Annotated in this window: 23 protein-coding genes and 1 tRNA gene; 10 read left to right on the top strand and 14 right to left on the bottom strand. The window is 33.4% G+C overall.

Annotated elements, in window-relative coordinates; all coding sequences use genetic code 11:
- Nucleotides 1-154 precede the first annotated feature (154 nt).
- The gene (locus ACFS3A_RS10600; protein ID WP_379825403.1) at nucleotides 155-1,033 is read right to left on the bottom strand and encodes a PPK2 family polyphosphate kinase; all 879 of its coding nucleotides are present in this window, start codon (nucleotides 1,031-1,033) and stop codon (nucleotides 155-157) included.
- 227 nt (nucleotides 1,034-1,260) lie between these two features.
- Between ACFS3A_RS10600 and ACFS3A_RS10595 the strand changes: the two genes are divergently transcribed.
- From ACFS3A_RS10595 to ACFS3A_RS10555, 9 genes are all read left to right on the top strand, one after another.
- Nucleotides 1,261-1,926 (top strand): hypothetical protein, encoded by a 666-nt coding sequence (locus ACFS3A_RS10595; protein WP_379825402.1) that lies wholly within the window; start codon nucleotides 1,261-1,263, stop codon nucleotides 1,924-1,926.
- 25 nt (nucleotides 1,927-1,951) lie between these two features.
- Complete coding sequence (locus ACFS3A_RS10590; protein WP_379825400.1) at nucleotides 1,952-2,788, top strand: DUF6929 family protein; 837 nt, start codon at nucleotides 1,952-1,954, stop codon at nucleotides 2,786-2,788.
- 345 nt (nucleotides 2,789-3,133) lie between these two features.
- A complete protein-coding gene (locus ACFS3A_RS10585; RefSeq protein WP_379825399.1) occupies nucleotides 3,134-3,634 on the top strand; it encodes an RNA polymerase sigma factor in 501 nt (166 codons plus the stop codon).
- A 2-nt stretch (nucleotides 3,635-3,636) separates the two neighbouring features.
- Entirely contained in the window at nucleotides 3,637-4,617 is a 981-nt protein-coding gene (locus tag ACFS3A_RS10580; RefSeq protein WP_379825398.1) for a hypothetical protein, read from the top strand.
- 70 nt (nucleotides 4,618-4,687) lie between these two features.
- Nucleotides 4,688-6,853, top strand: a complete 2,166-nt coding sequence (locus ACFS3A_RS10575; RefSeq protein WP_379825397.1) for a YfbK domain-containing protein — start codon at nucleotides 4,688-4,690, stop codon at nucleotides 6,851-6,853.
- Nucleotides 6,854-6,864: 11 nt separating this feature from the next.
- Entirely contained in the window at nucleotides 6,865-7,215 is a 351-nt protein-coding gene (locus ACFS3A_RS10570; RefSeq protein ID WP_379825395.1) for a hypothetical protein, read from the top strand.
- Between the two features lie 112 nt (nucleotides 7,216-7,327).
- A complete protein-coding gene (locus ACFS3A_RS10565) occupies nucleotides 7,328-7,915 on the top strand; it encodes an LURP-one-related/scramblase family protein (RefSeq protein ID WP_379825393.1) in 588 nt (195 codons plus the stop codon).
- A gap of 115 nt (nucleotides 7,916-8,030) precedes the next feature.
- Nucleotides 8,031-8,747, top strand: coding sequence for a 3-ketoacyl-ACP reductase (locus tag ACFS3A_RS10560; RefSeq protein WP_379825392.1), 717 nt, complete (start codon nucleotides 8,031-8,033; stop codon nucleotides 8,745-8,747).
- 94 nt (nucleotides 8,748-8,841) lie between these two features.
- A complete protein-coding gene (locus tag ACFS3A_RS10555) occupies nucleotides 8,842-9,348 on the top strand; it encodes a hypothetical protein (RefSeq protein WP_379825391.1) in 507 nt (168 codons plus the stop codon).
- A gap of 166 nt (nucleotides 9,349-9,514) precedes the next feature.
- On the opposite strand, the gene mtaB is transcribed toward ACFS3A_RS10555, so the two are convergent.
- On the bottom strand, nucleotides 9,515-10,849 hold the full coding sequence (mtaB, locus tag ACFS3A_RS10550; protein ID WP_379825390.1) for a tRNA (N(6)-L-threonylcarbamoyladenosine(37)-C(2))-methylthiotransferase MtaB: 1,335 nt from the start codon (nucleotides 10,847-10,849) through the stop codon (nucleotides 9,515-9,517).
- Between the two features lie 486 nt (nucleotides 10,850-11,335).
- On the opposite strand from mtaB, the gene ACFS3A_RS10545 reads away from it, so the two are divergent.
- Nucleotides 11,336-11,860: a hypothetical protein gene (locus ACFS3A_RS10545; RefSeq protein ID WP_379825389.1), complete on the top strand. Its 525-nt coding sequence runs from the start codon at nucleotides 11,336-11,338 to the stop codon at nucleotides 11,858-11,860.
- Nucleotides 11,861-11,928: 68 nt separating this feature from the next.
- Here ACFS3A_RS10545 and ACFS3A_RS10540 read toward each other — a convergent pair whose 3' ends face one another.
- The 12 genes from ACFS3A_RS10540 to hisS all read right to left on the bottom strand — a co-directional run bounded on the left by ACFS3A_RS10540 (nucleotide 11,929) and on the right by hisS (nucleotide 22,924).
- Entirely contained in the window at nucleotides 11,929-12,459 is a 531-nt protein-coding gene (locus ACFS3A_RS10540) for a GNAT family N-acetyltransferase (RefSeq protein ID WP_379825388.1), read from the bottom strand.
- Between the two features lie 7 nt (nucleotides 12,460-12,466).
- The gene (locus ACFS3A_RS10535; RefSeq protein WP_379825387.1) at nucleotides 12,467-13,270 is read right to left on the bottom strand and encodes a Cof-type HAD-IIB family hydrolase; all 804 of its coding nucleotides are present in this window, start codon (nucleotides 13,268-13,270) and stop codon (nucleotides 12,467-12,469) included.
- A gap of 73 nt (nucleotides 13,271-13,343) precedes the next feature.
- Nucleotides 13,344-13,562: a putative signal transducing protein gene (locus ACFS3A_RS10530; RefSeq protein ID WP_091492259.1), complete on the bottom strand. Its 219-nt coding sequence runs from the start codon at nucleotides 13,560-13,562 to the stop codon at nucleotides 13,344-13,346.
- Between the two features lie 11 nt (nucleotides 13,563-13,573).
- A complete protein-coding gene (locus ACFS3A_RS10525; protein ID WP_379825386.1) occupies nucleotides 13,574-14,389 on the bottom strand; it encodes an alpha/beta hydrolase in 816 nt (271 codons plus the stop codon).
- An 81-nt stretch (nucleotides 14,390-14,470) separates the two neighbouring features.
- Nucleotides 14,471-15,130, bottom strand: a complete 660-nt coding sequence (locus ACFS3A_RS10520) for a DEAD/DEAH box helicase (protein WP_379825385.1) — start codon at nucleotides 15,128-15,130, stop codon at nucleotides 14,471-14,473.
- Between the two features lie 45 nt (nucleotides 15,131-15,175).
- A complete protein-coding gene (locus ACFS3A_RS10515; protein ID WP_379825383.1) occupies nucleotides 15,176-16,339 on the bottom strand; it encodes a sigma-54-dependent transcriptional regulator in 1,164 nt (387 codons plus the stop codon).
- Between the two features lie 99 nt (nucleotides 16,340-16,438).
- Entirely contained in the window at nucleotides 16,439-17,755 is a 1,317-nt protein-coding gene (locus ACFS3A_RS10510) for an ABC transporter permease (protein WP_379825382.1), read from the bottom strand.
- Between the two features lie 71 nt (nucleotides 17,756-17,826).
- Nucleotides 17,827-18,771: an ABC transporter ATP-binding protein gene (locus ACFS3A_RS10505; RefSeq protein WP_379825381.1), complete on the bottom strand. Its 945-nt coding sequence runs from the start codon at nucleotides 18,769-18,771 to the stop codon at nucleotides 17,827-17,829.
- A 159-nt stretch (nucleotides 18,772-18,930) separates the two neighbouring features.
- Nucleotides 18,931-20,040, bottom strand: a complete 1,110-nt coding sequence (gene dnaJ, locus ACFS3A_RS10500; RefSeq protein WP_379825380.1) for a molecular chaperone DnaJ — start codon at nucleotides 20,038-20,040, stop codon at nucleotides 18,931-18,933.
- 69 nt (nucleotides 20,041-20,109) lie between these two features.
- The gene (locus ACFS3A_RS10495; protein ID WP_229349034.1) at nucleotides 20,110-20,688 is read right to left on the bottom strand and encodes a nucleotide exchange factor GrpE; all 579 of its coding nucleotides are present in this window, start codon (nucleotides 20,686-20,688) and stop codon (nucleotides 20,110-20,112) included.
- Between the two features lie 485 nt (nucleotides 20,689-21,173).
- Nucleotides 21,174-21,244, bottom strand: a tRNA-Trp gene (locus tag ACFS3A_RS10490).
- A gap of 252 nt (nucleotides 21,245-21,496) precedes the next feature.
- A complete protein-coding gene (gene hisS / locus ACFS3A_RS10485) occupies nucleotides 21,497-22,924 on the bottom strand; it encodes a histidine--tRNA ligase (protein WP_379825379.1) in 1,428 nt (475 codons plus the stop codon).
- Between the last annotated feature and the right edge of the window lie 150 nt (nucleotides 22,925-23,074).

Raw genomic sequence — 23,074 nt, 5'->3', positions numbered from 1 at the left:
GTTTTTGGTAAAAATCCGACAGCTCGCATAGTCTGTCGGATTTTTTTATTTAAATACAAATTTAATTTTTTAAAGAATAAACCCGACAGGTTTTTTAAACCTGTCGGGTTGCATAAATTATCTAATGGACAAATTATCTCAATTATCAAATTAGTTACTTCTCTCCCAACTCTTTTTTGTATAATTCGATATGCAGTTTTGTTTTTTCGTCCAATTCAGGCTCTTTAATATCAGTATGTTTTTTCATTTCTTCCCAAATAATTTTTGCTACGATATAACGTGACATTTCTTTATCATCTGCAGGAACTACATACCAAGGCGCATGCGAAGTCGACGTTTTATTAATGGCTTCTTCGTAATACTTCATATATTCATCCCAGTAACCACGTTCTTTTAAATCGCCCGGCGAAAACTTCCAATTGTGTTTTTCTTCTTCCAAACGTCTAAGCAGTCGCTGGCGTTGTTCTTCTTTACTCAAATGCAGAAAAAACTTCATCACAATGGTTCCGTTTTGGGCAATATGCTTCTCAAAATTATTGATTTGCTTGATTCGTTCTTCCCAAAATTCATCTGTAATATCATCTACAGAATTGATATCCGGTAAATTCTCAGACAAAATATATTCAGGATGCACTCGTGTTACCAAAACATTCTCATAATGTGTTCTGTTAAAAATCGCAAACTTGCCTTTTTCCGGCAAAGCAATATAATGACGCCATAAATAATCATGTTCCAATTCGCTCGAATTTGGTGTTTTAAAACTATGAACCACCACACCGCGCGGATTAAATTCTTTAAAAACTTCTCGAATTAAACTGTCTTTTCCCGAAGTGTCCATTCCCTGAAGGCAAATCAAAACCGCATATTTATTGTGCGCATACATGACATCCTGCAAATCGCTCAATTTCGCCTGAACCTTATCGAGTTTTTCTTCTTTTTCATCATCGTCCGCATCCACTTTTAATAAAGTCGGAAGTTTGCTTAACTTGATTTTATCTGTAACTTTAAAATCTTTCGGGTCTATTGATTTCATATTTTCAAATTTTGTATTATAAATATAGTAATTTTACGAAGCATATTCCTGCTATTCATTGCAATACTTTTCAATAAACTGCTTTTTTCCAAAGCCATAACAAGAGCTTCCGTTGGTCGCTTTGTTCTGTCAGGAAAAAAATGCAATTTCTTTTCAAAGTATTTCCATTGCTATCAGGGCTAGGCATTGGTTTTTAAAAGAACAATTCAAATATTTCAAAATTCATAATGCCAAAACGAATTCTTTTTTTATTTCTGCTTTTTACTATATATATCGTAAATGCACAAACAAATAGCAAAGCAACAATTGATCAATTAGTTTCTAATTATATAAAAGAACTTCAATCTAGAAAAATAGATACAATTTGCGTTTATGAAAGTTATTGTGTTGGTTCCATAATGACTTATGACGAGCCTTTAGTTGGTAATAAAGAAACTTGCATAGACGATTTGACCAACGAACCTGCTTATTTATTCTGGAAAGAAAAGGGAAAAACTTTTTTGACTAAAATTAATTACTGCTGGGAATTTTCTACTGTTAATATTCCTAAAGATGATTTTTGGCAAATTTATTTTTCAAATGACAAAACTATTAAAGAAGAAATAATCAAGCCTTATGAATATGAAACTTATGAAAACTCCAAAAAAGTAAGATACAGAAAGTTAGTCGACCATTCATGTCATCATAATTTTAGATTATTACTAAAAGGTAAAATAATTGAGAAACGTTTTGATGATTTTGCTCTTCAGAAAAAAGATCAATATTCTCAAGAATCAAATATTAATTACGAACACAATATCAACTTAAAAAGTAAACTAATCGTTGATATTCTTGAAAAAATAACTTCAGAAGCAGAAAAAAACAATACATTTAAAAAGATAAAGTCACGTTAAAAAAAAGACTTCAAAACAACAATTCATGGAAAAATTCACCTTAGAAATCTTATTTCAAATCATAGGAATCGGTTCAGCATCAGGATTATTTTACAACAACGACGCACTTTACGTAATTGGCGACAACAGCGGATTTCTTTACGAATACAATATGCAGAATCAGCAATTGAATCAGCATGCTTTAATTGATAATCCAACGCAGAATATCCCAAAAAACCTAAAACCTGATTTTGAATCACTCACTCATCATAACGACACACTTTATGTTTTTGGTTCCGGTTCAACCGAAAACCGAAATAAAATGATTGAGTTTGACCTTAAAAACAAAACCGTTTTGCAGCAAAACAATCTGGTCGATTTATATGCTTTAATGCAAAGTTTCAGCGAAATAAAACCGGAAGATTTTAATTTAGAAGGTTCTATTTTTGACGGCGAAAACTGGTATTTATTCAATCGTGGAAACGGAGTTTCAAACAAAAACACCATTTTTACCATTCATGCCAAAAAGTTGGACGAAGAATTAGCATTAATTGCTGTCAATTACAAATTGCCAAAAATAAAAGGTGTCCGTTCCAGTTTTACAGATGCTATTTTAGTCGAAGATAAAATCTATTTCCTATCAACAGCCGAAGACACCAAATCGACTTATGATGACGGTGAAATCTTAGGAAGTTTCATTGGCAGAATAGATGCTAAAACCATGAAAATCGATTTTACTCAAAAAATTACTTCAACCAATAAATTTGAAGGTCTGACTTTCTACAAAAAAGAAAACAACAAAATCGAGTTTTTACTTTGTGAAGATAATGATACAGAGCTTTTAGAAACTAAGATTTATAAATTGACTTTGCCAATTAAATAAAACTTTGTGAACCTCTGTGAAAAGATTATTCCACAAAGATTCGCAAAGATTTTCGCAGAGAAACACAAAGCTTGCGATTACAATATAACGTAGAGACGCACCGCAGTGCGTCTACGCAAAGAATGTCAAAATACAATTTGTAAAATTATTGCGGATTCACTAACGTTAGACGCACTGCAGTGCATCTCTACAATAGAAAACCTTTGTAACTTTTTTTCTTTGCAACTTTGAACCTTTAAAAAAAACTTTTTTTTAACCCGTCCCAACCTTTTCATCTTTTTTTCTCTCTATATAAGAAAGACAACAATTGTGATAAACGAAACTCAAATAGCAAACTGTAAAAAAATGCACCGCGATGCACAGCGTCAGGTGTACGAATACATGGCGCCTAAGTTGTACCGCCTCTGCAAAAGATATTTAAAAAAGGAAGAAGAAATTGAAGAAGCCCTTGCCGATGCTTTCTTTACCATTTTTACCAAACTGGATCAGTTAAAAGAAGCTTATGCTTTTGAAGCCTGGGCAAGAAGAATAACTGTAAACCATTGTTTGGCGACGATTCGAAAAGAAACCAACTTCAACATGTATCTGGACGATGTAAAACTACTTTCGCAGCCTTCTGTCGATGAACTCAATACATTAGAAGAAGAAGATTTACTTAATTTATTAAACCATATTCCTGATGGCTGTAAAACTGTGTTTAACCTTTTTGTTATTGAAGGTTATGCTCACAAAGAAATAGCCGAAATGCTGAAGATCTCCGAAGGCACCTCGAAATCACAATTGAATGCCGCTAAGACCAAACTGAAAGAACTGGTTAATAAACTGTATTATCAAAAAGCAAAATAGTCATGGACAATCAAGATAAATTATTCGATAAAATAAAAGAAGCTTCGCAAAATGCCGAGTTTCAAGACTTTCCGGGAATGGAAAAAGTCTGGTCGCGCGTTGAAGATAAACTGGACAAAAAAGAAGATAAAAAAACAATCGCATTATGGAAAAAAATTGCTGTTGCGGCTTCTCTTCTTTTATTGATTTCTTTGGGTTCTCAATTTTTACATATAAATAAAGAGGATGTAAACGAAACTCCAAAAGTCGTAATTCAGGAATCGGAAAAAAACGAATCTCAAAAACCTCTTTTAGATCAAAAAAATACAATTCCTTCTTCTGATTCAGAAATTGTTTCTAACGAAGAAGCGGTTAAAATTTTAGAGAATCAAACCAAAAAGAAAGAAACAGTTGCTATTCAGGAAACACATGTGGTTCCAAATGCGATTATTACTCCGCCAGTTGTAAGCGAAAGAGCCAATTATGAGGCAATAATGACTGCACCATCTCCAATACGCGCAGAGGAAGAAGCGAAAGAAGAAGAAAATGTACTGGCAAAATCGAAAGCAAGAACAGAGCCAAGTATGGGGTATTCAAAAAAAGCAACACAAGAAACATTTAGCGAGCCTTCTTCATTAAAATTATCTCAATCTCCTCGAAAAAGTACTCCATTAGTAGTTCTTAATGGAAATGCAATGGCGCATAGTGATGATGCTAAAAAAGACAAAATGATACAGAATGAGCTTCCAAATCTCAATCCGGAAAATGTAGATTCGCTGGTAGTTTTGGACGAACCATTATACATCATCGATGGAATTTATTATTCTGAAAATGATTTGTTTGGAAAAAATCCAACGAGTCCTTATGCGCCTTTAGACAAACAAGACATTAAAACCATAACTATTTTACAAGACCTTGAAGCTACCGAAAAATATGGCGAAAAAGGCAAAAAAGGAGTTGTTATAATCACTACAAAAAACGGAAAACCAGCTCCTAAAAAATAATCTAAGCTTTGTCAAAGTCTGCAGCTTTGACAAAGCAAAATCAAACATTCATTCTTAAAAACTTATTATCATGAAAAGTCTAAAACTTATTTCATCAGCCATTGCTATGCTTATATGTTTCGTAAGCATGGCACAAGAAAGAACTATTACCGGAATTGTTTCAGATGAAACACGTCAGCCACTTCCAGGGGTAAACATTTACAATCAGACATCTAAATCAAATGCGACAACCAATTTTGATGGCCAATACAGCATTAAAGCCAAAACAGGAGACATGCTGGTTTTCAGCTTTATTGGATATCAGAACCAAAGTCAAAAAGTTCAAAATTCTAATACAATTAATATAAAGCTACTTCCGGATAATCAGACTTTAAATGAAGTCGTAGTAGTTGGCTACGGCACGAGTAGTTCGGAATACGAAGATCGCAGTTATGCACGTGCCGAAAGACGAAAAGAAAAAAGAGAGGCTACAAAAGCCCTTCAGGGAAAAGCGGCAGGAATTCAAGTTCAAAATAGCGTTGGGTATCTTTCGAGTCCAAGTCCAACTGTAGCTATTCGCGGAATTGCAACTGTTTCTCCAAAAAACGAACCTTTGTATATTATTGACGGAGTTCCTGCAAAAGCCAATCAAATGGCAAAAATTAATCCGAATGATATTGATAATGTTTCCGTTTTAAAAGATCTGGCCGCAACTTCGATTTATGGAAGTAAAGCTTCAAATGGTGTTGTAGTAATTTCAACCAAAAATGAAATCTATAAAAACCTTTCAGAAAAAGAATTAGATAAAAAATTAAACATTATAACAATTCCTACTGAACCAACTCAGGAAGATTATGATTCTTTTGTAGAAAATGCTTTCGAAAGTCCAAAAACAGCGCCACTTTCTACTTTTTCTATCGATGTTGATAATGCTTCTTATACCAATATCAGACGTTTTTTAAATAATGGACAACAAGTTCCAAAAGATGCAGTGCGTGTAGAAGAAATGGTTAACTTTTTCAAATACACTTATCCGCAGCCAAAAAATGAACATCCGTTTTCGATCAATACAGAAGTGAGCGATTCGCCCTGGAATGCAAACAATAAAATCTTAAAAATTGGTTTGCAGGGAAAAAATATCCCTACTGAAGATTTACCAGCATCAAATCTTGTTTTCTTAATTGATGTTTCGGGATCAATGAGCGACATGAACAAATTGCCTTTATTGAAAAAGTCTTTAAAAATATTGGTAAATGAATTGCGTTCAAAAGATAAAGTGGCCATTGTAGTTTATGCTGGCGCAGCAGGAATGGTTTTACCACCAACTTCCGGAGACGAGAAAAAAACAATTATCAATGCTTTGGATAAATTACAATCTGGCGGAAGTACTGCCGGAGGCGCCGGAATTGAACTGGCTTATAAAACTGCTACAGAAAATTTCATTAAAGGCGGAAACAATCGTGTAATCTTAGCAACTGACGGTGATTTTAATGTTGGAAGCACTTCTAATTCTGACATGGAAAAATTGATTGAAGAAAAAAGAAAAACTGGTGTTTTCCTGACTTGTTTAGGCTACGGAATGGGCAATTACAAAGACAGCAAAATGGGAATCCTTGCTGATAAAGGAAACGGAAATTACGCTTATATCGACAACATTCAGGAAGCCAATCGCTTTTTAGGAAAAGAATTTAAAGGTTCGATGTTTGCTATCGCGAAAGACGTAAAAATCCAGATCGAATTCAATCCAAAACAAGTACAATCGTATCGTTTGATTGGTTATGAAAACAGAAAATTGCGTCCGGAAGATTTCAAAAATGATGCGATTGATGCCGGAGAATTAGGAAGCAATCATACTGTAACAGCTTTATATGAAATTATTCCGGTTGGTGTAAAAAGTAATTATCTAACGGCGCAGCCAGATGATTTAAAATACACCAAAACCGAAACCAATTTGAATAATTACAGTAATGAATTAGCAACAATAAAATTCCGCTACAAAAAACCTGACGGTGAGAAAAGCATCGAAATGGTTCAGGTAATTGAAAACAAATCGGTTGCTTTGGAAAAAGCGAGTGATGATATGAAATTTAGCTCTGCCGTAGCCTGGTTTGGACTAAAATTAAGAGATTCAAAATTAATTGCCGACAAATCTTCTGAAGGAATTGTAAAACTGGCGAAGCAAGGAAATTCAAATGATGGCGAAGGTTACAAAGCTGAGTTTATTCGTTTGGTTGAAGGAGTAAAACAATTTAATTAAACTATAATTTTATGAGAAGTATAAATCTTCTTTTGTTCGTTCTTCTGTTAAGTTATGAAGCCAATGCACAAAGTAAAACTGTTTCAACACCAACAAAAGATACTATCCAGGAAACAAAAATCTCGCCTATTACTGAACCAAAGCCAGTTCAGCCGGTTAAAGTCATAATATGCAGTCCTTCCAGATCTGCGCTTACTCAAATTGTATATGTTTTGGACGGAAAGATTATTGATAAAGCACAATTTGGCAAAATCAATCCTAATAGTATTAAATCTATGGAAGTATTAAAACCAAATGAAGCCAAATCAATTTATGGAGATCAGGCTGCGAATGGTGCAATTATTATTATCACTAAAAAATAAATCAGAATAAACACAAATTGTTAATATTCCCGGCCCAAATCGTAAATCTCAATAATTAATAAATATTGTATTACATTTGGGCTTTTTGAAATATTAATTTTTTTATACTCGTATGAATTCCATTTTAAGCCAAAATCTATTTTTAGTAAAAGAACATATCGGAATGTTTAAAGCTGCTAACAACTATGACATTTACGATCCGCAGACGAATCAAATTATTATGAACTGCCGTGAAAACAATCTTGGTTTCTTTACCAAAGTATTCCGTTTCACAGATTATAAAAGAGCAACTCCTTTTAATGTTGAAATTACAACCGCTTCCGGAGAAAAATTAATTTCTGTAAGAAGAGGTGTTGCGATATTCCGTTCAACTGTTGAAGTTTTGGACGAAAAAGATCGTTTGGTTGGAACATTCAAACAAAAGTTCTTTTCTATTGGAGGAAAATTTGAAATCTTAGATAAAAATGAAAGACCTGTTGCTACTTTACAAGGAAAATGGACAGGATGGGATTTTAAATTCTCTCATGAAAACAGGCAATTGGCTCAGGTAAGTAAAAAATGGGCGGGATTAGGAAAAGAGTTTTTTACCAGCGCAGATAATTATGTTTTGCAAATTGAAGAAAATGTACCTGCTGACAGTCCGTTAAGACAATTGATTTTAGGAGCTGTCATGTGTATTGACATGGTTCTGAAAGAATAACGAAAAGTTGTTAAACTTAGATTAAGAAAACACTTTAAAGCATCATTTTAGTTTACAAAATCTTATTTTTGTAAGACTTAAAATGATGCTTTCTGCATTTCTAAAAATTACCATCATGACCGACTTAAAAAATAAAAATGCACTAATTACCGGTGCGGGAAAAGGAATTGGAAAAGCTGTTGCCATTGCTTTGGCAAAAGAAGGTGTAAACCTTATTTTAGTTTCTAGAACCAAAAGCGATATTGATCAACTGGCAGAAGAAACTGCAAAACTAGGCGTAAAAACTTTGGCCCTTTCTGCTGATGTTTCTGATATTAATTCTATCAATTCTGCTGTTGAAAAAGCGATTTCTGAATTTAAAAGTATCGATATTTTAATCAACAGTGCAGGAATTGCTTCTTTTGGAAAATTCTTAGAATTAGAACCGGAAGCCTGGGAAAGAATTATTCAGGTAAATTTAATGGGAACGTATTACGTCACTCGTGCCATTATTCCAAATATGATCGAAAGACAAACCGGAGATATTATCAATATTTCTTCCACTGCAGGTTTAAACGGAAACGCTTTGACAAGTGCTTACAGTGCTTCAAAATTTGCTGTTTTAGGTTTAACTGATTCTTTAATGCAGGAAATGAGAAAACACAATATCCGTGTTACTGCTTTAACGCCAAGTACCGTGGCTACAGATATGGCAAAAGACTTAAACTTAACTGATGGAAATCCGGAAAAGGTAATGCAGTCTGAAGATATGGCAGATTTAATTATTGCACAGTTAAAATTAAACCGAAGAGTTTTTATCAAAAACAGCAGTATTTGGTCTACTAATCCTTAAAAAATTAAATTTCAATTTTTTGAAATTCCAAATTCCAATCTAAAAGTAATTGGAATTTGGAATTTTAGTATTTGCACTTTTAAAAACAATTATGATGGAACAATATTTAAGACAATTAGTCGAAATAGAATTTCAGGACAAAAAAGAAATCTTTAGTGGATTTTTAATTGATTATTCTGATGAATGGATTTTGCTTCGAAATAATCCGGTAGATTTTGTTTTGGACGGTTTTGTTATTTTGAGAAATAAAAATATTGAAGCTGTGAATCGGGACCATGATTTGGCTTTTACAGAAAAAGTAATTCGGTTAAAAGGATTGAGAATTAATTCTGAAGACATTATTCCAATCAAAGATCTAGCTTCAATCATAAAGTTTGTTTCTGAAAAATACGGAATTTTTCAAATTGCCAAAAAATCTTCTAAATCTGCTTACTTAGGAAAATTAATAGAATTGAATGACGAAGAATTGACTATTAACTTCTTAGATACAAAAGGAGAATTTGGAGGAGAATTAGGTTTTAATCCCGAGAAAATTCGAGTTATAGAATTTGACACAGATTATATTAATTCTTTGAAATTAGTCGTTAAGGAGAATGAGTAATTCTTATACAAAAAATCCCTTTTTTACGAAAAGGGATTTTTTTGTCATTTCGATCGAAGGGAGAAATCGCACCAGCAATTCCGCACAGAAAATCTCCAATCTTTGTCGACAAAATATTGTGATTTCTCCCTTCGGTTGAAATGACAATACTTTGTCTGTTTATTTTTTAAACCTCCGCCAGTTTATTCAAAAACTCCAAACGAACGCTTCCGTCTTCATCTATTTTTGTTAAATTGATTTCCTGTAAAGTATTGACCAATTCCGGATTCCATGGTGTTTTTACTTTTACGTAGTTTTCAGTAAAACCGTGAATGTATCCTTCTTTATTTTCACTTTCAAAAAGAACCGTTCTGTTTGTCCCTAATTGGCTTTCGTAAAAAGCACGACGTTTTTTAACTGATAAACCACGAAGCATTTTACTGCGTTTTGCACGAACATTAGACGGCACAACGCCTTCCATGTCAGCCGCTTCAGTATTGTCTCGTTCAGAATACGTAAATACATGTAAATACGAAATATCCAAATCATTTAAGAAATGATAGGTTTCCAGAAAATGTTCATCTGTTTCTCCTGGAAAACCAACAATTACATCGACACCAATACAGGCGTGAGGCATTACTTCACGAATTTTATTAACACGATCAATATAAACTTCACGTAAATAACGACGTTTCATCAACTTCAAAATATCATTACTTCCCGATTGTAACGGAATATGAAAATGCGGTACAAAAGTGCGGCTTTTAGAAACAAATTCTATCGTTTCATTTTTCAATAGATTTGGTTCGATTGAAGAAATTCTTAAACGTTCAATTCCTTCCACTTTATCTAAAGCCTGAACTAAATCCAGAAAAGTATGTTCGTGTTTTTTATTTCCGAATTCGCCTTTTCCATAATCTCCGATATTTACACCCGTTAAAACAATTTCACGAATATTTTGAGCTGAAATTTCTTTAGCATTTTTTAAAACATTCTCTAAAGCATCACTTCTGGAAATTCCTCTCGCCAATGGAATTGTACAATACGTACATTTATAATCGCAACCGTCCTGAACTTTTAAGAAAGCTCTCGTACGATCTCCAATAGAATAACTTCCAACGTAAAAATCGGCTTCAGCAATTTCACAGGAGTGAACTTCTCCCATATCATTTTTGCTCAAATCATGAATATAGTCTGTGATTTTGAATTTTTCTGTAGCTCCCAAAACCAAATCAACTCCGTCAACGGCAGCTAATTCTTCCGGTTTTAATTGTGCATAACAACCAACGGCAGCTACAAAAGCTTTTTCATTCAGCTTCATTGCTTTTTTGACCACCTGTTTAAATTGTTTATCGGCATTTTCTGTTACAGAGCAGGTATTGATCACATAGATATCTGCAACATCTTCAAAATCGACGCGGTCAAAACCTTCGTCATTAAAACTTCTGGCGATTGTAGAGGTTTCTGAAAAATTCAGTTTACAACCCAGCGTATAAAAGGCAACTTTCTTTCTATTTTCCATAATTTGTCTTAAATTAATGAAATCGTTGTCAAAAAATTTAAGGCCGCAAATTTACAAACAATATTCATTAAAAGAAAGCGATTAATTTACTTCGAATCAATAAATTGCGTGTATTGTTAATTTAGAAACATTCAAAAAACGTCTTATCGTTTCTTTTTTTAGCAAAACTGCATTTTCAGAACTCTTTTTTTTAACAATTCAATAAGAATTAAATGACAAAATAATCGATTAAGTGCAAATTTAATCGATTAAATACATTTTTTAATGATATAAATTCAAAATTTCTTACATTTACTTTTGTTATAATTCTTGGGTAAATTAAATTGAGATTTAAGAATTTTAACACGCTTAAATTAATTTAATAATAATTCAGGCATAACAATTTTGAATTTTAACCGTTATGTTGTTGTTTTGTGTTACAAAATGAAATGGGAAAGCCGAAAACCAAAGAGAGTAGGCAACAATTATAATAACAAATACCACTTTATGAAAGCATTTTTACCCACAATCTGCTTGATGTTCTTAACCATTTTTAGTTCGCAAGCGCAAACTAATGCTCCGGCTGCAAATGCAAATCCATTTCCTTCTATTAGTACATTAACATCTTGGGCGAGTTTGAACTCTCAACAACAATTTGATGTTGCTATTCGTGCGGTTGGATTTAAGTTTGAAGTAAAAGAACCAGGTGAAGGATCTACAGCTTATACCTACATTCGTAAAGTAACGGTTAACGATGTAAACTATACAGATAGAATTGTGTACAGAATTACAAATAATAATTCGGCAAGTATTATCTCTTTAGTAACTGCTTCTACTGACTTAGTGAGTTTATACACTCCGCAATTGAGCACTTTTAAAAATAACAACTGTAAAACAGAAATGTCTAAAGACAAAAACACTACTTGCAGCTGTTACGAAAGTGCTAATTTTGCAATCGATCTTTGCGACGAGCGTGTAAAATTAACTATGGGTGACGGAAATAAATATTTTGTTTCTGTAGCTAAAAAATAATAATTACTCTGAATTGTTTCCAAATCTTTACTGACTTTTTAAGTATGTAAAGATTTGGAATGCATTTCTTAGTTCGAGTTTGGATTTTTAAGTTCGTACCAAACTTCTAATTCTTCTTGATATTCAAAAGAATTCACAAAATGAAAGCCTAATTTCTCCAGAATTCTTCTTGAGTTTTCATTTCCTGCATCTGCGTAAGCATAAAGCGCTTCTACTTTCATTTCATTAAAAGCATAATCAATAAAAGCTTTTCCTGCTTCGGTTGCATAACCTTTTCCCCAATGTTTTTCAATAAAACGATATCCTAATTCGTAAAAGTTTTTATGATTGTTGATTTCGTCTGTAATATATTTTATTCCGGACCAGCCAATAAATTCATTGGTTTCTTTGAGAACAACAGCCCAGCGACCCGTTCCAAAATCTTTGTATTGTTTCTGAACGAATTTAATATAGTCTGTAACTTCGTCTATATGCTTTAAAGGCTTATTGCCAACAAACAAGTGAACATTCGGATTAGATTCCAATTCAAACATTCCATCTGCATCAGAAAATTCTAATTCTCGTAAAATCAAACGTTTTGTTTCTATCGGATTCTTCATCTTTTATTTAGTTTAAAATATAACGCGTCACTACTTCGGCAACACCATCATTATTATTTGAAGCTACAATTAAATCGGCTTTATCACGAAGTTCCGGAGTCACATTATCAACCCAAACACCTAAACCGGCGTATTCGATCATAGTTAAGTCATTTCCTGCGTTTCCAACAGCAATAATTTCGCTTTGATGAATTCCCAACTTATCAGCCAAAAACTTCAAACTAGCGGCTTTATCAATTCCCTGCTGTGCTGCTTCAAGGAAAAAAGGCTTCGACATCGAAACACTCAAATGTGGCATTGCTTCAATTAAATCATTTTCGACTGTTTTTAAGTACGCAGGATTTTCAAGCAAAATACATTTTACTGCTGGTCTGTCAACATACTCTTTAAAACTTGCCACTTTACGATGTGTCATTCCCGTAATTTCTTTTTCGACTTCTATGTATTCAGAATCCGTTTCACTTATAATTTCATCATTTAAATAAGTGATAATATCCGTTTTCATTTTAACACTGTAATCGTATAATGCATGAATTTGTTCAACAGTTAACTTCTGCTCAAATAAAATCAGATTATCTTTTACAGTGCTTATTATCGCGCCATTAAAGGAAATGATATAGGAATCATTCAGATCCAATTCTAATTCTTTTGCATAAGAAGTCATTGCAATTGTGGGTCTGCCTGATGCCAAAACTACATACACTCCTTTTGCCTGCGCTTCCAGGATTACCTTTTTATTTAAATCTGAAATTCTATGATCGTCTGTCAACAAGGTATCATCCATGTCGAGCACTAACATTTTGTATTGCATTTTTTTTTAGTTTTCAGTTTTCAGTCGCAGTTTTCAGTTTTCACTGAGACTGAAAACTGCGACTGAAGACTTCTTAAAGACTCATTCTAAATTCTTCGATAACAGGATTTGCTTTTGCAAAATCAGTTTCCTGAATAAAAACCTCAACAGCCAGATCTGTTCCGCCAAAACCTCCTAAACGAGCCGATTGGATATTGTCTTTTTTAACGGTTTCCACACCTGCTTCTTCTAATCTTTCCTGCAAAGCAATTGCTAATACTTCACTACCCGAAAACACCTTCATTAATCCCATGATAATTTATTTTATTCTAATATTATTTTTAATTGTTTTTGAAAATCTTCGTTTTCATTTAGTCCCAGATGTCCCTGATTTTTTAAAGGATAAAAATAGGCATTTGATTTTAAAAGCTTTTTCAGTCTACTTGAATTTTCACAAGGAATTAACTGATCATCTGTCCCATGAAAAATATAAACGGGTGCTTTAATTTTCGGAAGATATAGATTTGTTTCTAAACTGAACTTCTTCATAAAATCCGGAAAAAACGGAACTCTCGAACTTGATAATTCTAAAAAGTTAAAATAGGGTGCCTGAAGAATTAAAGCTTTGTGTTTATTCTCTAAAGCCAGTTTTGTTGCAAAACCGGAACCAATTGAATATCCTGCAATGATAATTTTGTCTTTTGAATATCTTTTCACCACTGACTGATAAACAATAGAAATATCTTTACTTAATTGTTCTTCATTTTTAATTTCGCCTTCGCTTTTTCCAAAACTTCGGTAGTCTAAAATAAAAATATCATAACCAAGAGAAGTATATATTTTAGCAATCTTACCCCAGGTTTCTAATGTTCCGGCGTTTCCATGGAGATAAAAAACCAAACCTTTAGAGTTTTCAGCTTTAAACAACAGTCCGTTTAGATTGTTTCCATCAAAAGAGCGAATATTGATTTCTTCAAACTTTTGCTGGTAATCAAATTTATAATCTTTTGGCAATTTCGCACTATGAAAAACCAATTCGACCTGATTCAAATAAACGTAAGAAATCATTAAAACATAAATAACGACAAAAAAGCACAAAAGTACTATTGACAAGAATTTAAGTGTTTTTAAAATTTCCATTCCGTTTAACATTAAGTTTTAAATAAAAGTGGCAGCTTACACTATTTTTTGCAAGCTGCCACCGTAAACTGTGATTGTTAATTATTCTTCTTCAATGTCATCTTCTTCTTCATCCAGCTCCTCACCGTCTTCGTCCATATCAAACAAATAAGGTTCAACTAACATTTTGTCAGCTAAAATTTCAATACGTTCCGTTAAAGTTTCAGCAAACACAATTCGTTGAACTTTCGCAATACTATTCGAAATACGCATGATTTTAGGCTCATGACGCAATTTCAAAATAGGGTCAGCATCATCTAAAATAAACATTTTAAGACGGTTTACATTATATCCGGCTGTACTAAACATATCGTTCAGTTTTGTTGGTGTTCCAATCAAAACATCAATTCCTGTAGAAACGTAGTTTTTATCGTAATCCATGTCGCCTTTTTCATTTACGCCGTAAACTTCTAAATTGGTATATTTTCCATACTTTTCGAAAAGTTCTACCATTTCTAAAACTTTAGCTTTATCTTCAACAAAAATCAAAGCACGAGGTGATTCTTCTGTTTTACCAGCCAATTGCTGAATTACATTTAAAACAATCGTTGTTGTTTTTCCGCTTCCTTTTGGAGAAATAATGACACAGTCGGCACCACTTTTTATAGTTGAAAAAGTCTCCATCTGCAAAGCGTTTGCTTCTGTCAGACCATTTTCAATTAATCCGTCCTGTAATTTCTCGTTTATTTTTTTTAGTTTCATTTCTAAATTTTAGATTTCAGATTTTAGAATTTAGATTCTAAATCATTATTTGCTTGCGAACATTTTTACATCACTTTCAGAGATTTCACTTCCTCCCAGAATGATTAATCTTTCTACTACATTTCGAAGCTCACGAATATTTCCTGTCCAATCATATTCCTGCAATAATTGTATGGCTTGCACCGAAAAACCTTTTACAACATTTCCTTGTTCTGAAGCAATTTTCTCAGAAAAATGCTTAATTAACGCCGGAATATCATCACGTCTTTCGTTTAAAGGCGGTACTTTAATTAAAATTACTGCTAAACGATGGTATAAATCTTCACGGAAACGGCCTTCGGCAATTTCTGTTTTTAAATCTTTATTTGTGGCCGCAACAACACGAACATCAACTTTAATATCTTTATCGGCGCCTACTCTGGTTATCATACTTTCCTGAAGTGCTCTTAAAACTTTGGCTTGCGCCGAAAGGCTCATATCTCCGATTTCATCCAGGAAAATAGTTCCTTTATCTGCTGCTTCAAACTTTCCGGCACGATCTTTAACTGCAGATGTAAAGGCACCTTTTACGTGACCAAATAATTCACTTTCGATCAATTCGCTTGGAATCGCTGCACAGTTTACTTCGATTAAAGGAAAACCGGAACGCTCACTTTTTTCGTGTAACTGATGTGCTACTAATTCTTTTCCTGTTCCGTTTGGTCCTGTGATTAAAACTCTTGCTTCGGTTGGAGCTACTTTATCAATCATCACTTTAATGTGATTAATCGATTCGCTTTCCCCGATCATTTCGTAGTTTTTACTAACCTTTTTCTTCAGGATTTTATTTTCAACAACTAGTTGTTTTTTGTCCAAAGCATTACGAACGGTATTCAGCAATCGGTTTAAATCTGGCGGTTTCGAAATATAATCAAAAGCTCCTAAACGCATGGTTTGAATAGCAGTTTCCATGTCACCGTGACCAGAAATCATAACCATCGGAATTTCCGGTTTTATTTTTTTTACTTCTTCCAAAACCTCAACACCGTCCATTTTTGGCATTTTGATATCGCACAAAACCAAATCGTAATCATTGTTTTTTATTTTTTCAAGCCCTGCAACTCCATCCTCCGCTTCATCAACCTGATACGAATCATTTTCTTCTGATAAAATTTTTACCAAAACCCTTCTGATTGCTGCTTCGTCTTCGACAATTAGTATTTTACTCATTATTTTTAAAGATACTAAGATGCTAAGATGCTAAGGTTCTGAGTTTTTTTTTGCTAAAAATCTTAGCATCTCAGAAACTTAGAATCTTAGAATCTCAAGTTAATATTTTAGCCATCTATACAATTCCTTCCAGCTTGGCTTTTTGCCGTACATTAAAATACCTACACGGTAAATTTTTGCGGCGAACCAAACGACAAGGAAAAAGGTTGCAAACAATAATGATACCGAAATTGCAATTTGCCACCAAGGTACTCCAAACGGAATACGCATTAACATTACTATTGGCGAGGTTAACGGAATCATTGAAAACGCCACCGCAATGGTTCCGTGCGGATCATTTACAACGGTAAAAAAACCAATATACACACTTAAAATCAACGGCATAATGATTGGCAATAAAAATTGCTGAGAATCGGTTTGATTGTCAACCGCTGCTCCAATTGCAGCATAAAATGAACTATATAGAAAATATCCTCCTATAAAATAAACTATAAACCCAATAATGATACTCGCAATCGGAAGATTCCATAATTCAGCAATGTACATTTGTGCTGATCCGGAAAATTCATGTTGTGCTGTTTGCATCATTTCCGGAGAAATTCTCGCTGTCGGTCCAACATTAACACCAAAAAATGCCGAAGCTGCAAACATTAATCCTAAGCCAATAATCGCCCAAATCATAAATTGAAGAATTCCGGCTAATGAAGTTCCAACAATTTTACCAATCATTAACTGAAATGGTTTTACTGATGAAATAATGATTTCGATAATACGGTTTGTTTTTTCTTCAATTACGCTTCGCATTACCATATTTCCATAAATAATAATAAACATCATAATCAGATAACCAAATGCGCCACCTATTCCGATTTTTATTTCATTTAAACCTTTTAAACTTTCTTCTCCGGAAGCTTTAACCAAATGAATATTGACTTTTGATTGTGCTTTCTGAATGGCAAGAGTATCCAGTTTTGCCTGTTCCAGATTTAGTTTCGTAATTTTTGACGCAATGACATCCTGTGTATTTTCAACAAAAGAAATACTTGGACTGCTATTCGAAATAAATTCGATTTTACTCTCTAAATCGTTAATGTTTGCCGTTTTAGGAATAACGATTAAACCACTGAAACGCTCTGTCGCAATACTGTCTTTTAAAGCCTGAACATCAAACTGAGTCAAATTATAATATTTGAATTCCGAACTATTTTTATTTTCCTTTAAAAAATCGGACACAAAAAGTCCTGTCGGGTCATGAATCACGATACTTTTGGTTTCGGCTTTCATTGAACTCAGATACCCAATAAATACTGCAATTGCGACAAACAAAAGCGGACTTAAAAAAGTCATGACAACAAAAGATTTATTGCGAACCTTGGCAATAAATTCTCTTTTTATAATCAACGAGATAATACTCATAAATAATTTTAATTTTCAAATTTCAAGTCCCAAATTCCAACACTTGCAGTTTCAGATTTGGTATTTGGAATTTAATTATTGGAATTTAATTTTTTATTTTCAGTCACTGTCTGAATAAAAATATCATTTATACTTGGAATTTTTTCGACGAAATGTGTTACTTGTCCACGCTGTGTCAGGATATTCAATAATTCGTTTGGCGTTGCATTCCCAATTTCAATATTCAGTTTCAAATCGTCATTTAATGATTTAAAACTAGCAGGCGAAACCGTAAATTTTTGTGTAATATCATACATCAAACCTTCAACGTTATTGGTTAAAATTCCAACTTCAAAACTATTGGTTCTAAATTGGCGTTTTACATCAACAACTTTACCTTCAATCAGTTTATTCGACTTATGGATTAAGGCAATGTTTTCACAAAGTTCCTCAACGCTTTCCATTCTGTGAGTCGAGAAGATAATTGTCGAACCCTGTTCTTTCAAAGCTAAAATTTCGTCTTTAATAACATTAGCATTCACAGGATCAAAACCTGAAAAAGGTTCATCAAGAATCAACAGTTTAGGTTTATGTAAAACACAAACTACAAACTGAATTTTCTGTGCCATTCCTTTAGAAAGTTCCTGAATTTTCTTGTTCCACCAACCCTGAATTCCTAAACGGTCAAACCAATAATCTAGCTGCTTTTTGGCTTCAGCTTTAGAAAGTCCTTTCATTTGTGCCAAATACAAACACTGTTCTCCTACTTTCATAGAACTGTACAGACCTCTTTCTTCCGGAAGATATCCAATTGTCTGTACGTGTTTTGGTTGTAATTTTTCACCATCCAAAATTACTTCACCGCTATCCGGAAGCGTAATTTGGTTTATAATTCTAATCAGGGAAGTTTTTCCAGCTCCATTTGGACCTAAAAGTCCATATATACTGCCTTTTGGCACATTTAATGAAACTTCGTTAAGCGCTACATAATCGCCGTATTGTTTTACGACATTATGTACTTCAAGTAAGTTACTCATGCTATTTTGTTGATTTACTGCGTTGCTTTGCCAATTCTGGCTCAGCGACTGTAAAAGTAAATAATTCGAAATGAATTTATGTCATCTTACGCAAAAAACCCATTCTAATTTGTAATTAGAATGGGTTTTAAATTATTTAGACTTTTAAAAAAGTTTCGATTATGAGAACATATCTTTTACTTTTTCAAAGAATGATTTCTCAGATTTCTCCGGACTTGGAGCAAAATGTTCATTGTTTAAAGCATTTTCAAAGAATTGTTTTTGCTCTTTGTTTAATGTTTTTGGAGTCCAGACATTTACGTGAACTAATAAATCTCCGCTTCCGTAACCGTTTAAACTTGGAATTCCTTTTCCTTTTAATCTTAAGATTTTTCCGGACTGAATTCCTTCTTCCAGTTTAATACGCACTTTTCCGTTGATTGCTTCAATATCTTTAGAAGCTCCTAAAACAGCTTCAGGGAAACTGATATATAAATCGAAGTGAACATTTTCACCTTCACGTTTTAAAAACTCGTGCTCAATTTCTTCAATTGCAACAATCAAATCTCCGGGAATACTGTTTCCAGGCGCATCGTTTCCTTTGTTAGAAACTTTTAACTGCATTCCGTCAACAACTCCTGCAGGAATTTTGATTGATACGGTTTCGTCTTCCTGAACCATTCCTTGTGCATCTGCCTCAGAAGGTCTTTTATCTAAAATCTGACCAGAACCACCACAAGTAGGACAAGTAGATGCTGATTGCATTCTTCCTAAAATGGTATTGGTTACACGCATAACCTGTCCCTGACCATTACAAGTCGTACAAGTTTTATAGGTTACTCCTTTTGCCTGAACTTTACGTTTTACTTTTACTTTTTTCTCTACTCCATTTGCAATTTCTTCTAAAGTCAATTTTACTTTAATTCGAAGATTGCTTCCTTTTGCACGACGAGGACCTCCGCCTCCGCCTCCGAAACCGCCAAATCCACCGCCAAAAATATCACCAAACTGGCTGAAAATGTCATCCATATTCATCCCGCCGTGACCACCACCAAATCCACCAGAACCATCAAATGCCTGATGACCATATTGATCGTATTTCGCTTTCTTTTGTGGATCACTTAAAACTTCATAAGCTTCTGCTGCCAATTTGAAGTTTTCTTCTGCCTCTTTGTCGCCTGGGTTTTTATCAGGATGGTATTTAAGCGCACTTTTTCTGTATGCTTTTTTAATTTCGGCAGCATCAGCATTTTTTGAAATGCCTAGTATTTCGTAAAAATCTTTTTTCATAATTAGGTTTAAATTCCAAATTCTAAAATTCTAAAATCCAAAAACGGACTCAAAATTTTTATTTGCTTTTTAGTTTCCAACTACAACTTTAGGGAAACGAATGATTTTGTCTCCTAATTTGTATCCTTTTTCAATTACATCAACAATTTTCCCTTTTAATTTGTCAGACGGAGCCGGAATTTGGGTAATTGCCTCAGCAACATCAGCATTAAATGCATCACCTGCCTGTATTTCAACCTGCTCTAAACCTTTAGAAACTAAAGTGCTTTTTAATTTTTCATGAATTAATTCAACACCTTTTTTCAAATTTTCATCATCAGATTTGTTGATTTCTACAGCTGCTCTATCGAAATCATCTAAAACTGGAAGCATAGCCAATAAAACTTCTTGGTTTGCCGTTTTAAATAAATCGATACGCTCTTTTGAAGTTCTTTTTTTGTAATTTTCAAATTCGGCAAATAATCTCAAAAACTTATCTTTTTCTTTAGCCAAGTCTTGAGCTAATTGCTCCTCAACACTTAATTCTTCAACAATTAACTGCTCTCCGTTGGCATTTTTCTCTAACGTTACATCGTCTAATTCCTGATCGAATTCTGTATTTTCCGTAGTCATATTACTTTTATTTTTAAAAATATTTTTAAACTTCATTTTTTATTTCTTTTTGTTGGATTGCAAAAGTACTGCCAAATCTTATAAAATGTCAAATTGTCACTTTATTAATTATGAGACTTTTAAAAAGCGAAAATAGAGAATTAAAATTTAGTATAATTTTAAGACTATTACGTTATAGTTTATTCTATCTTTGATAGCGTAAAACAAAAATCATTACCACCAAAATTGAATTTAAGGGTTGGCCTTGGCCTCAAAATAATTATTAATTCAAATTTACCTTATATTAAAAAAAGCTTCGCCTTTGTAGAGACGAAGCTTTTTTTTATGCTTTTCTCATCTTCAACACATTAATTACAAAACCAGAATAGGAAAAAAATTAACGCAAACAACGCAAGGTTTTTCAATATCAAGTTTTATAAAAATCAAAAAGTTCGCAAAGCTTTGTATGGATAGCTTTGCGAACTTTTTGAAAATTATTCTTAAATAAAAATCTTTGTGTTCTTTGTGATAAAAAACAATTGCACGGGCGGAGGGATTCGAACCCCCATCAACGGTTTTGGAGACCGCTATTCTACCCTTGAACTACGCCCGTAACTTAAGGTCGGCAAATTAAGAGTTTTTTTTCTTCTCTGGCAACTATTTCAGGCAGAGATTTTAAAAGAAACCTCTTTAAACCTGCACAATTCAGAGCAAAAAGCTTTATCACAGGCAGTTAACTCAAAAAAGTTTTTTTTTATTATTTTGCGTAGATTTAAAAATGATTTGAACAGATTAACACAGATTTCTCTATTATAAAAATCAAATTAAATCTGCTTTAATCTGCTACAAAGCACTTTATGATTAATTATATCTGCAAAGCATTTTTCAATCCTTCAAAATCTACAGAAACCTGTTCTCCTGTCACTAAATTTTTAAGTGCATAAGAATTTGAAGCGATTTCCTGATCGCCCACAATTACTGCAAACGGAATCAGGCGTTTATCTGCATACTGAAACTGTTTCCCTACTTTTACGTTATCCGGATACAACTCTACTTTTATATTTTCTTGTCTTAATTTCTGAATCGCTTTTGAAGCGTACAAAGCTTCTTTGTCTCCAAAATTTAAAAATATAGCTTTCGATGTGGCTGCAACGGTTTCTGGAAATAATTGCAATTCATCTAAAACCAAATAAATTCTGTCTAATCCAAAAGAGATTCCGACACCACTCATATTCTTTAATCCAAAAATACCCGTCAAATCGTCGTATCTTCCGCCACCGCCAATAGAACCGATTGAAACGGTTTTAGGTGCTGCTACTTCAAAAATAGCTCCAGTGTAATAATTTAAACCACGTGCCAAAGTCACATCAAGGTCTAAAATAGCTGTTGCCAATCCTAAATCTGCAACATTGTCGCAAATAAATTTCAACTCTTCAACACCTTTCATTCCTTCTTCTGATGAAGACAATAATTCTGAAAGCTGGTTAATTTTATCTGCAAAAGTCCCGGAAAAACTAAAAAGAGGCTGTACTTTTACTAAAGCTTCTTCAGAAATTCCTTTTTCAATCATTTCTTTTTTAACACCGTCTTCACCAATTTTATCCAGTTTATCAAGTGCAACAGTAAAATCGATTAATTTATCTGAAGCACCAATAACCTCTGCAATTCCGGATAATATTTTTCTGTTATTAATTTTAATTGTAACCCCTTCTAAACCAAGTGATGCAAAAACAGTATCATACAACTGAACCAATTCTACTTCCTGCCAAAGTGACTTTGAACCGACAACATCAGCGTCACATTGAAAAAATTCTCTGTAACGACCTTTTTGCGGACGATCTGCTCTCCAAACCGGCTGAATCTGATATCTTTTGAATGGAAATTCAATTTCATTCTGGTGTTGTACAACGTATCTCGCAAATGGAACAGTCAAATCGTAACGCAAAGCTTTTTCTGAAATTCTTCCTGTGAATTTGTTTAGTTCAATTCTTTGCTCCAGGCTAATTGTTTCAGCAGAATTAGTTTGAAGTGCTTCTAAAGATTCCGGCAATTCAATTTTATTTTTATTGAAGAAAAAGTTACCTGAATTCAAAATTTTAAAAATCAAACGATCGCCTTCTTCCCCATACTTTCCCATCAAAGTATCTGAATTTTCGAACGAAGGCGTTTCGATTGGCTGAAAACCAAATTTCTCGAAATTAGCTCTTATCGTCTGAATAATATATTGACGTTTTGACACCTCTGCAGGTGAAAAATCTCTTGTCCCTTGTGGAATACTTGGTTTTGAAGCCATCTTTTTTATTTTAGATTTCTGATTTTAGATTTTAGATTCCTATGAAACCTTAAAACATAAAATACTTTGACATTATTTCTTTTTAACTTAAATCGCCTGCAAATATCTTACTTTTTAGAATAAATAATAGCACATCGAAAGCAAACTTGT

The organism is Flavobacterium notoginsengisoli (assembly GCF_042686225.1).
Classification (GTDB): Bacteria; Bacteroidota; Bacteroidia; order Flavobacteriales; family Flavobacteriaceae; genus Flavobacterium; species Flavobacterium notoginsengisoli.
The sequence above is the reverse complement of the archived record's forward strand: the minus strand, read 5'-3'. Positions and strand labels throughout refer to the sequence as shown.

Coding starts and splice junctions, on each gene's coding strand:
- ACFS3A_RS10570 (WP_379825395.1), top strand. CDS start 6,865: ATGAGAAGTATAAATCTTCTTTTGTTCGTTCTTCTGTTAAGTTATGAA.
- ACFS3A_RS10580 (WP_379825398.1), top strand. CDS start 3,637: ATGGACAATCAAGATAAATTATTCGATAAAATAAAAGAAGCTTCGCAA.
- mtaB (WP_379825390.1), bottom strand. CDS start 10,849: ATGGAAAATAGAAAGAAAGTTGCCTTTTATACGCTGGGTTGTAAACTG.
- ACFS3A_RS10520 (WP_379825385.1), bottom strand. CDS start 15,130: ATGAAACTAAAAAAAATAAACGAGAAATTACAGGACGGATTAATTGAA.
- ACFS3A_RS10545 (WP_379825389.1), top strand. CDS start 11,336: ATGAAAGCATTTTTACCCACAATCTGCTTGATGTTCTTAACCATTTTT.
- ACFS3A_RS10555 (WP_379825391.1), top strand. CDS start 8,842: ATGGAACAATATTTAAGACAATTAGTCGAAATAGAATTTCAGGACAAA.
- ACFS3A_RS10540 (WP_379825388.1), bottom strand. CDS start 12,459: ATGAAGAATCCGATAGAAACAAAACGTTTGATTTTACGAGAATTAGAA.
- ACFS3A_RS10495 (WP_229349034.1), bottom strand. CDS start 20,688: ATGAAGTTTAAAAATATTTTTAAAAATAAAAGTAATATGACTACGGAA.
- ACFS3A_RS10585 (WP_379825399.1), top strand. CDS start 3,134: ATGCACCGCGATGCACAGCGTCAGGTGTACGAATACATGGCGCCTAAG.
- ACFS3A_RS10530 (WP_091492259.1), bottom strand. CDS start 13,562: ATGGGATTAATGAAGGTGTTTTCGGGTAGTGAAGTATTAGCAATTGCT.
- hisS (WP_379825379.1), bottom strand. CDS start 22,924: ATGGCTTCAAAACCAAGTATTCCACAAGGGACAAGAGATTTTTCACCT.
- ACFS3A_RS10575 (WP_379825397.1), top strand. CDS start 4,688: ATGAAAAGTCTAAAACTTATTTCATCAGCCATTGCTATGCTTATATGT.
- ACFS3A_RS10525 (WP_379825386.1), bottom strand. CDS start 14,389: ATGGAAATTTTAAAAACACTTAAATTCTTGTCAATAGTACTTTTGTGC.
- ACFS3A_RS10600 (WP_379825403.1), bottom strand. CDS start 1,033: ATGAAATCAATAGACCCGAAAGATTTTAAAGTTACAGATAAAATCAAG.
- dnaJ (WP_379825380.1), bottom strand. CDS start 20,040: ATGAAAAAAGATTTTTACGAAATACTAGGCATTTCAAAAAATGCTGAT.
- ACFS3A_RS10595 (WP_379825402.1), top strand. CDS start 1,261: ATGCCAAAACGAATTCTTTTTTTATTTCTGCTTTTTACTATATATATC.
- ACFS3A_RS10565 (WP_379825393.1), top strand. CDS start 7,328: ATGAATTCCATTTTAAGCCAAAATCTATTTTTAGTAAAAGAACATATC.
- ACFS3A_RS10505 (WP_379825381.1), bottom strand. CDS start 18,771: ATGAGTAACTTACTTGAAGTACATAATGTCGTAAAACAATACGGCGAT.
- ACFS3A_RS10535 (WP_379825387.1), bottom strand. CDS start 13,270: ATGCAATACAAAATGTTAGTGCTCGACATGGATGATACCTTGTTGACA.
- ACFS3A_RS10515 (WP_379825383.1), bottom strand. CDS start 16,339: ATGAGTAAAATACTAATTGTCGAAGACGAAGCAGCAATCAGAAGGGTT.
- ACFS3A_RS10560 (WP_379825392.1), top strand. CDS start 8,031: ATGACCGACTTAAAAAATAAAAATGCACTAATTACCGGTGCGGGAAAA.
- ACFS3A_RS10510 (WP_379825382.1), bottom strand. CDS start 17,755: ATGAGTATTATCTCGTTGATTATAAAAAGAGAATTTATTGCCAAGGTT.
- ACFS3A_RS10590 (WP_379825400.1), top strand. CDS start 1,952: ATGGAAAAATTCACCTTAGAAATCTTATTTCAAATCATAGGAATCGGT.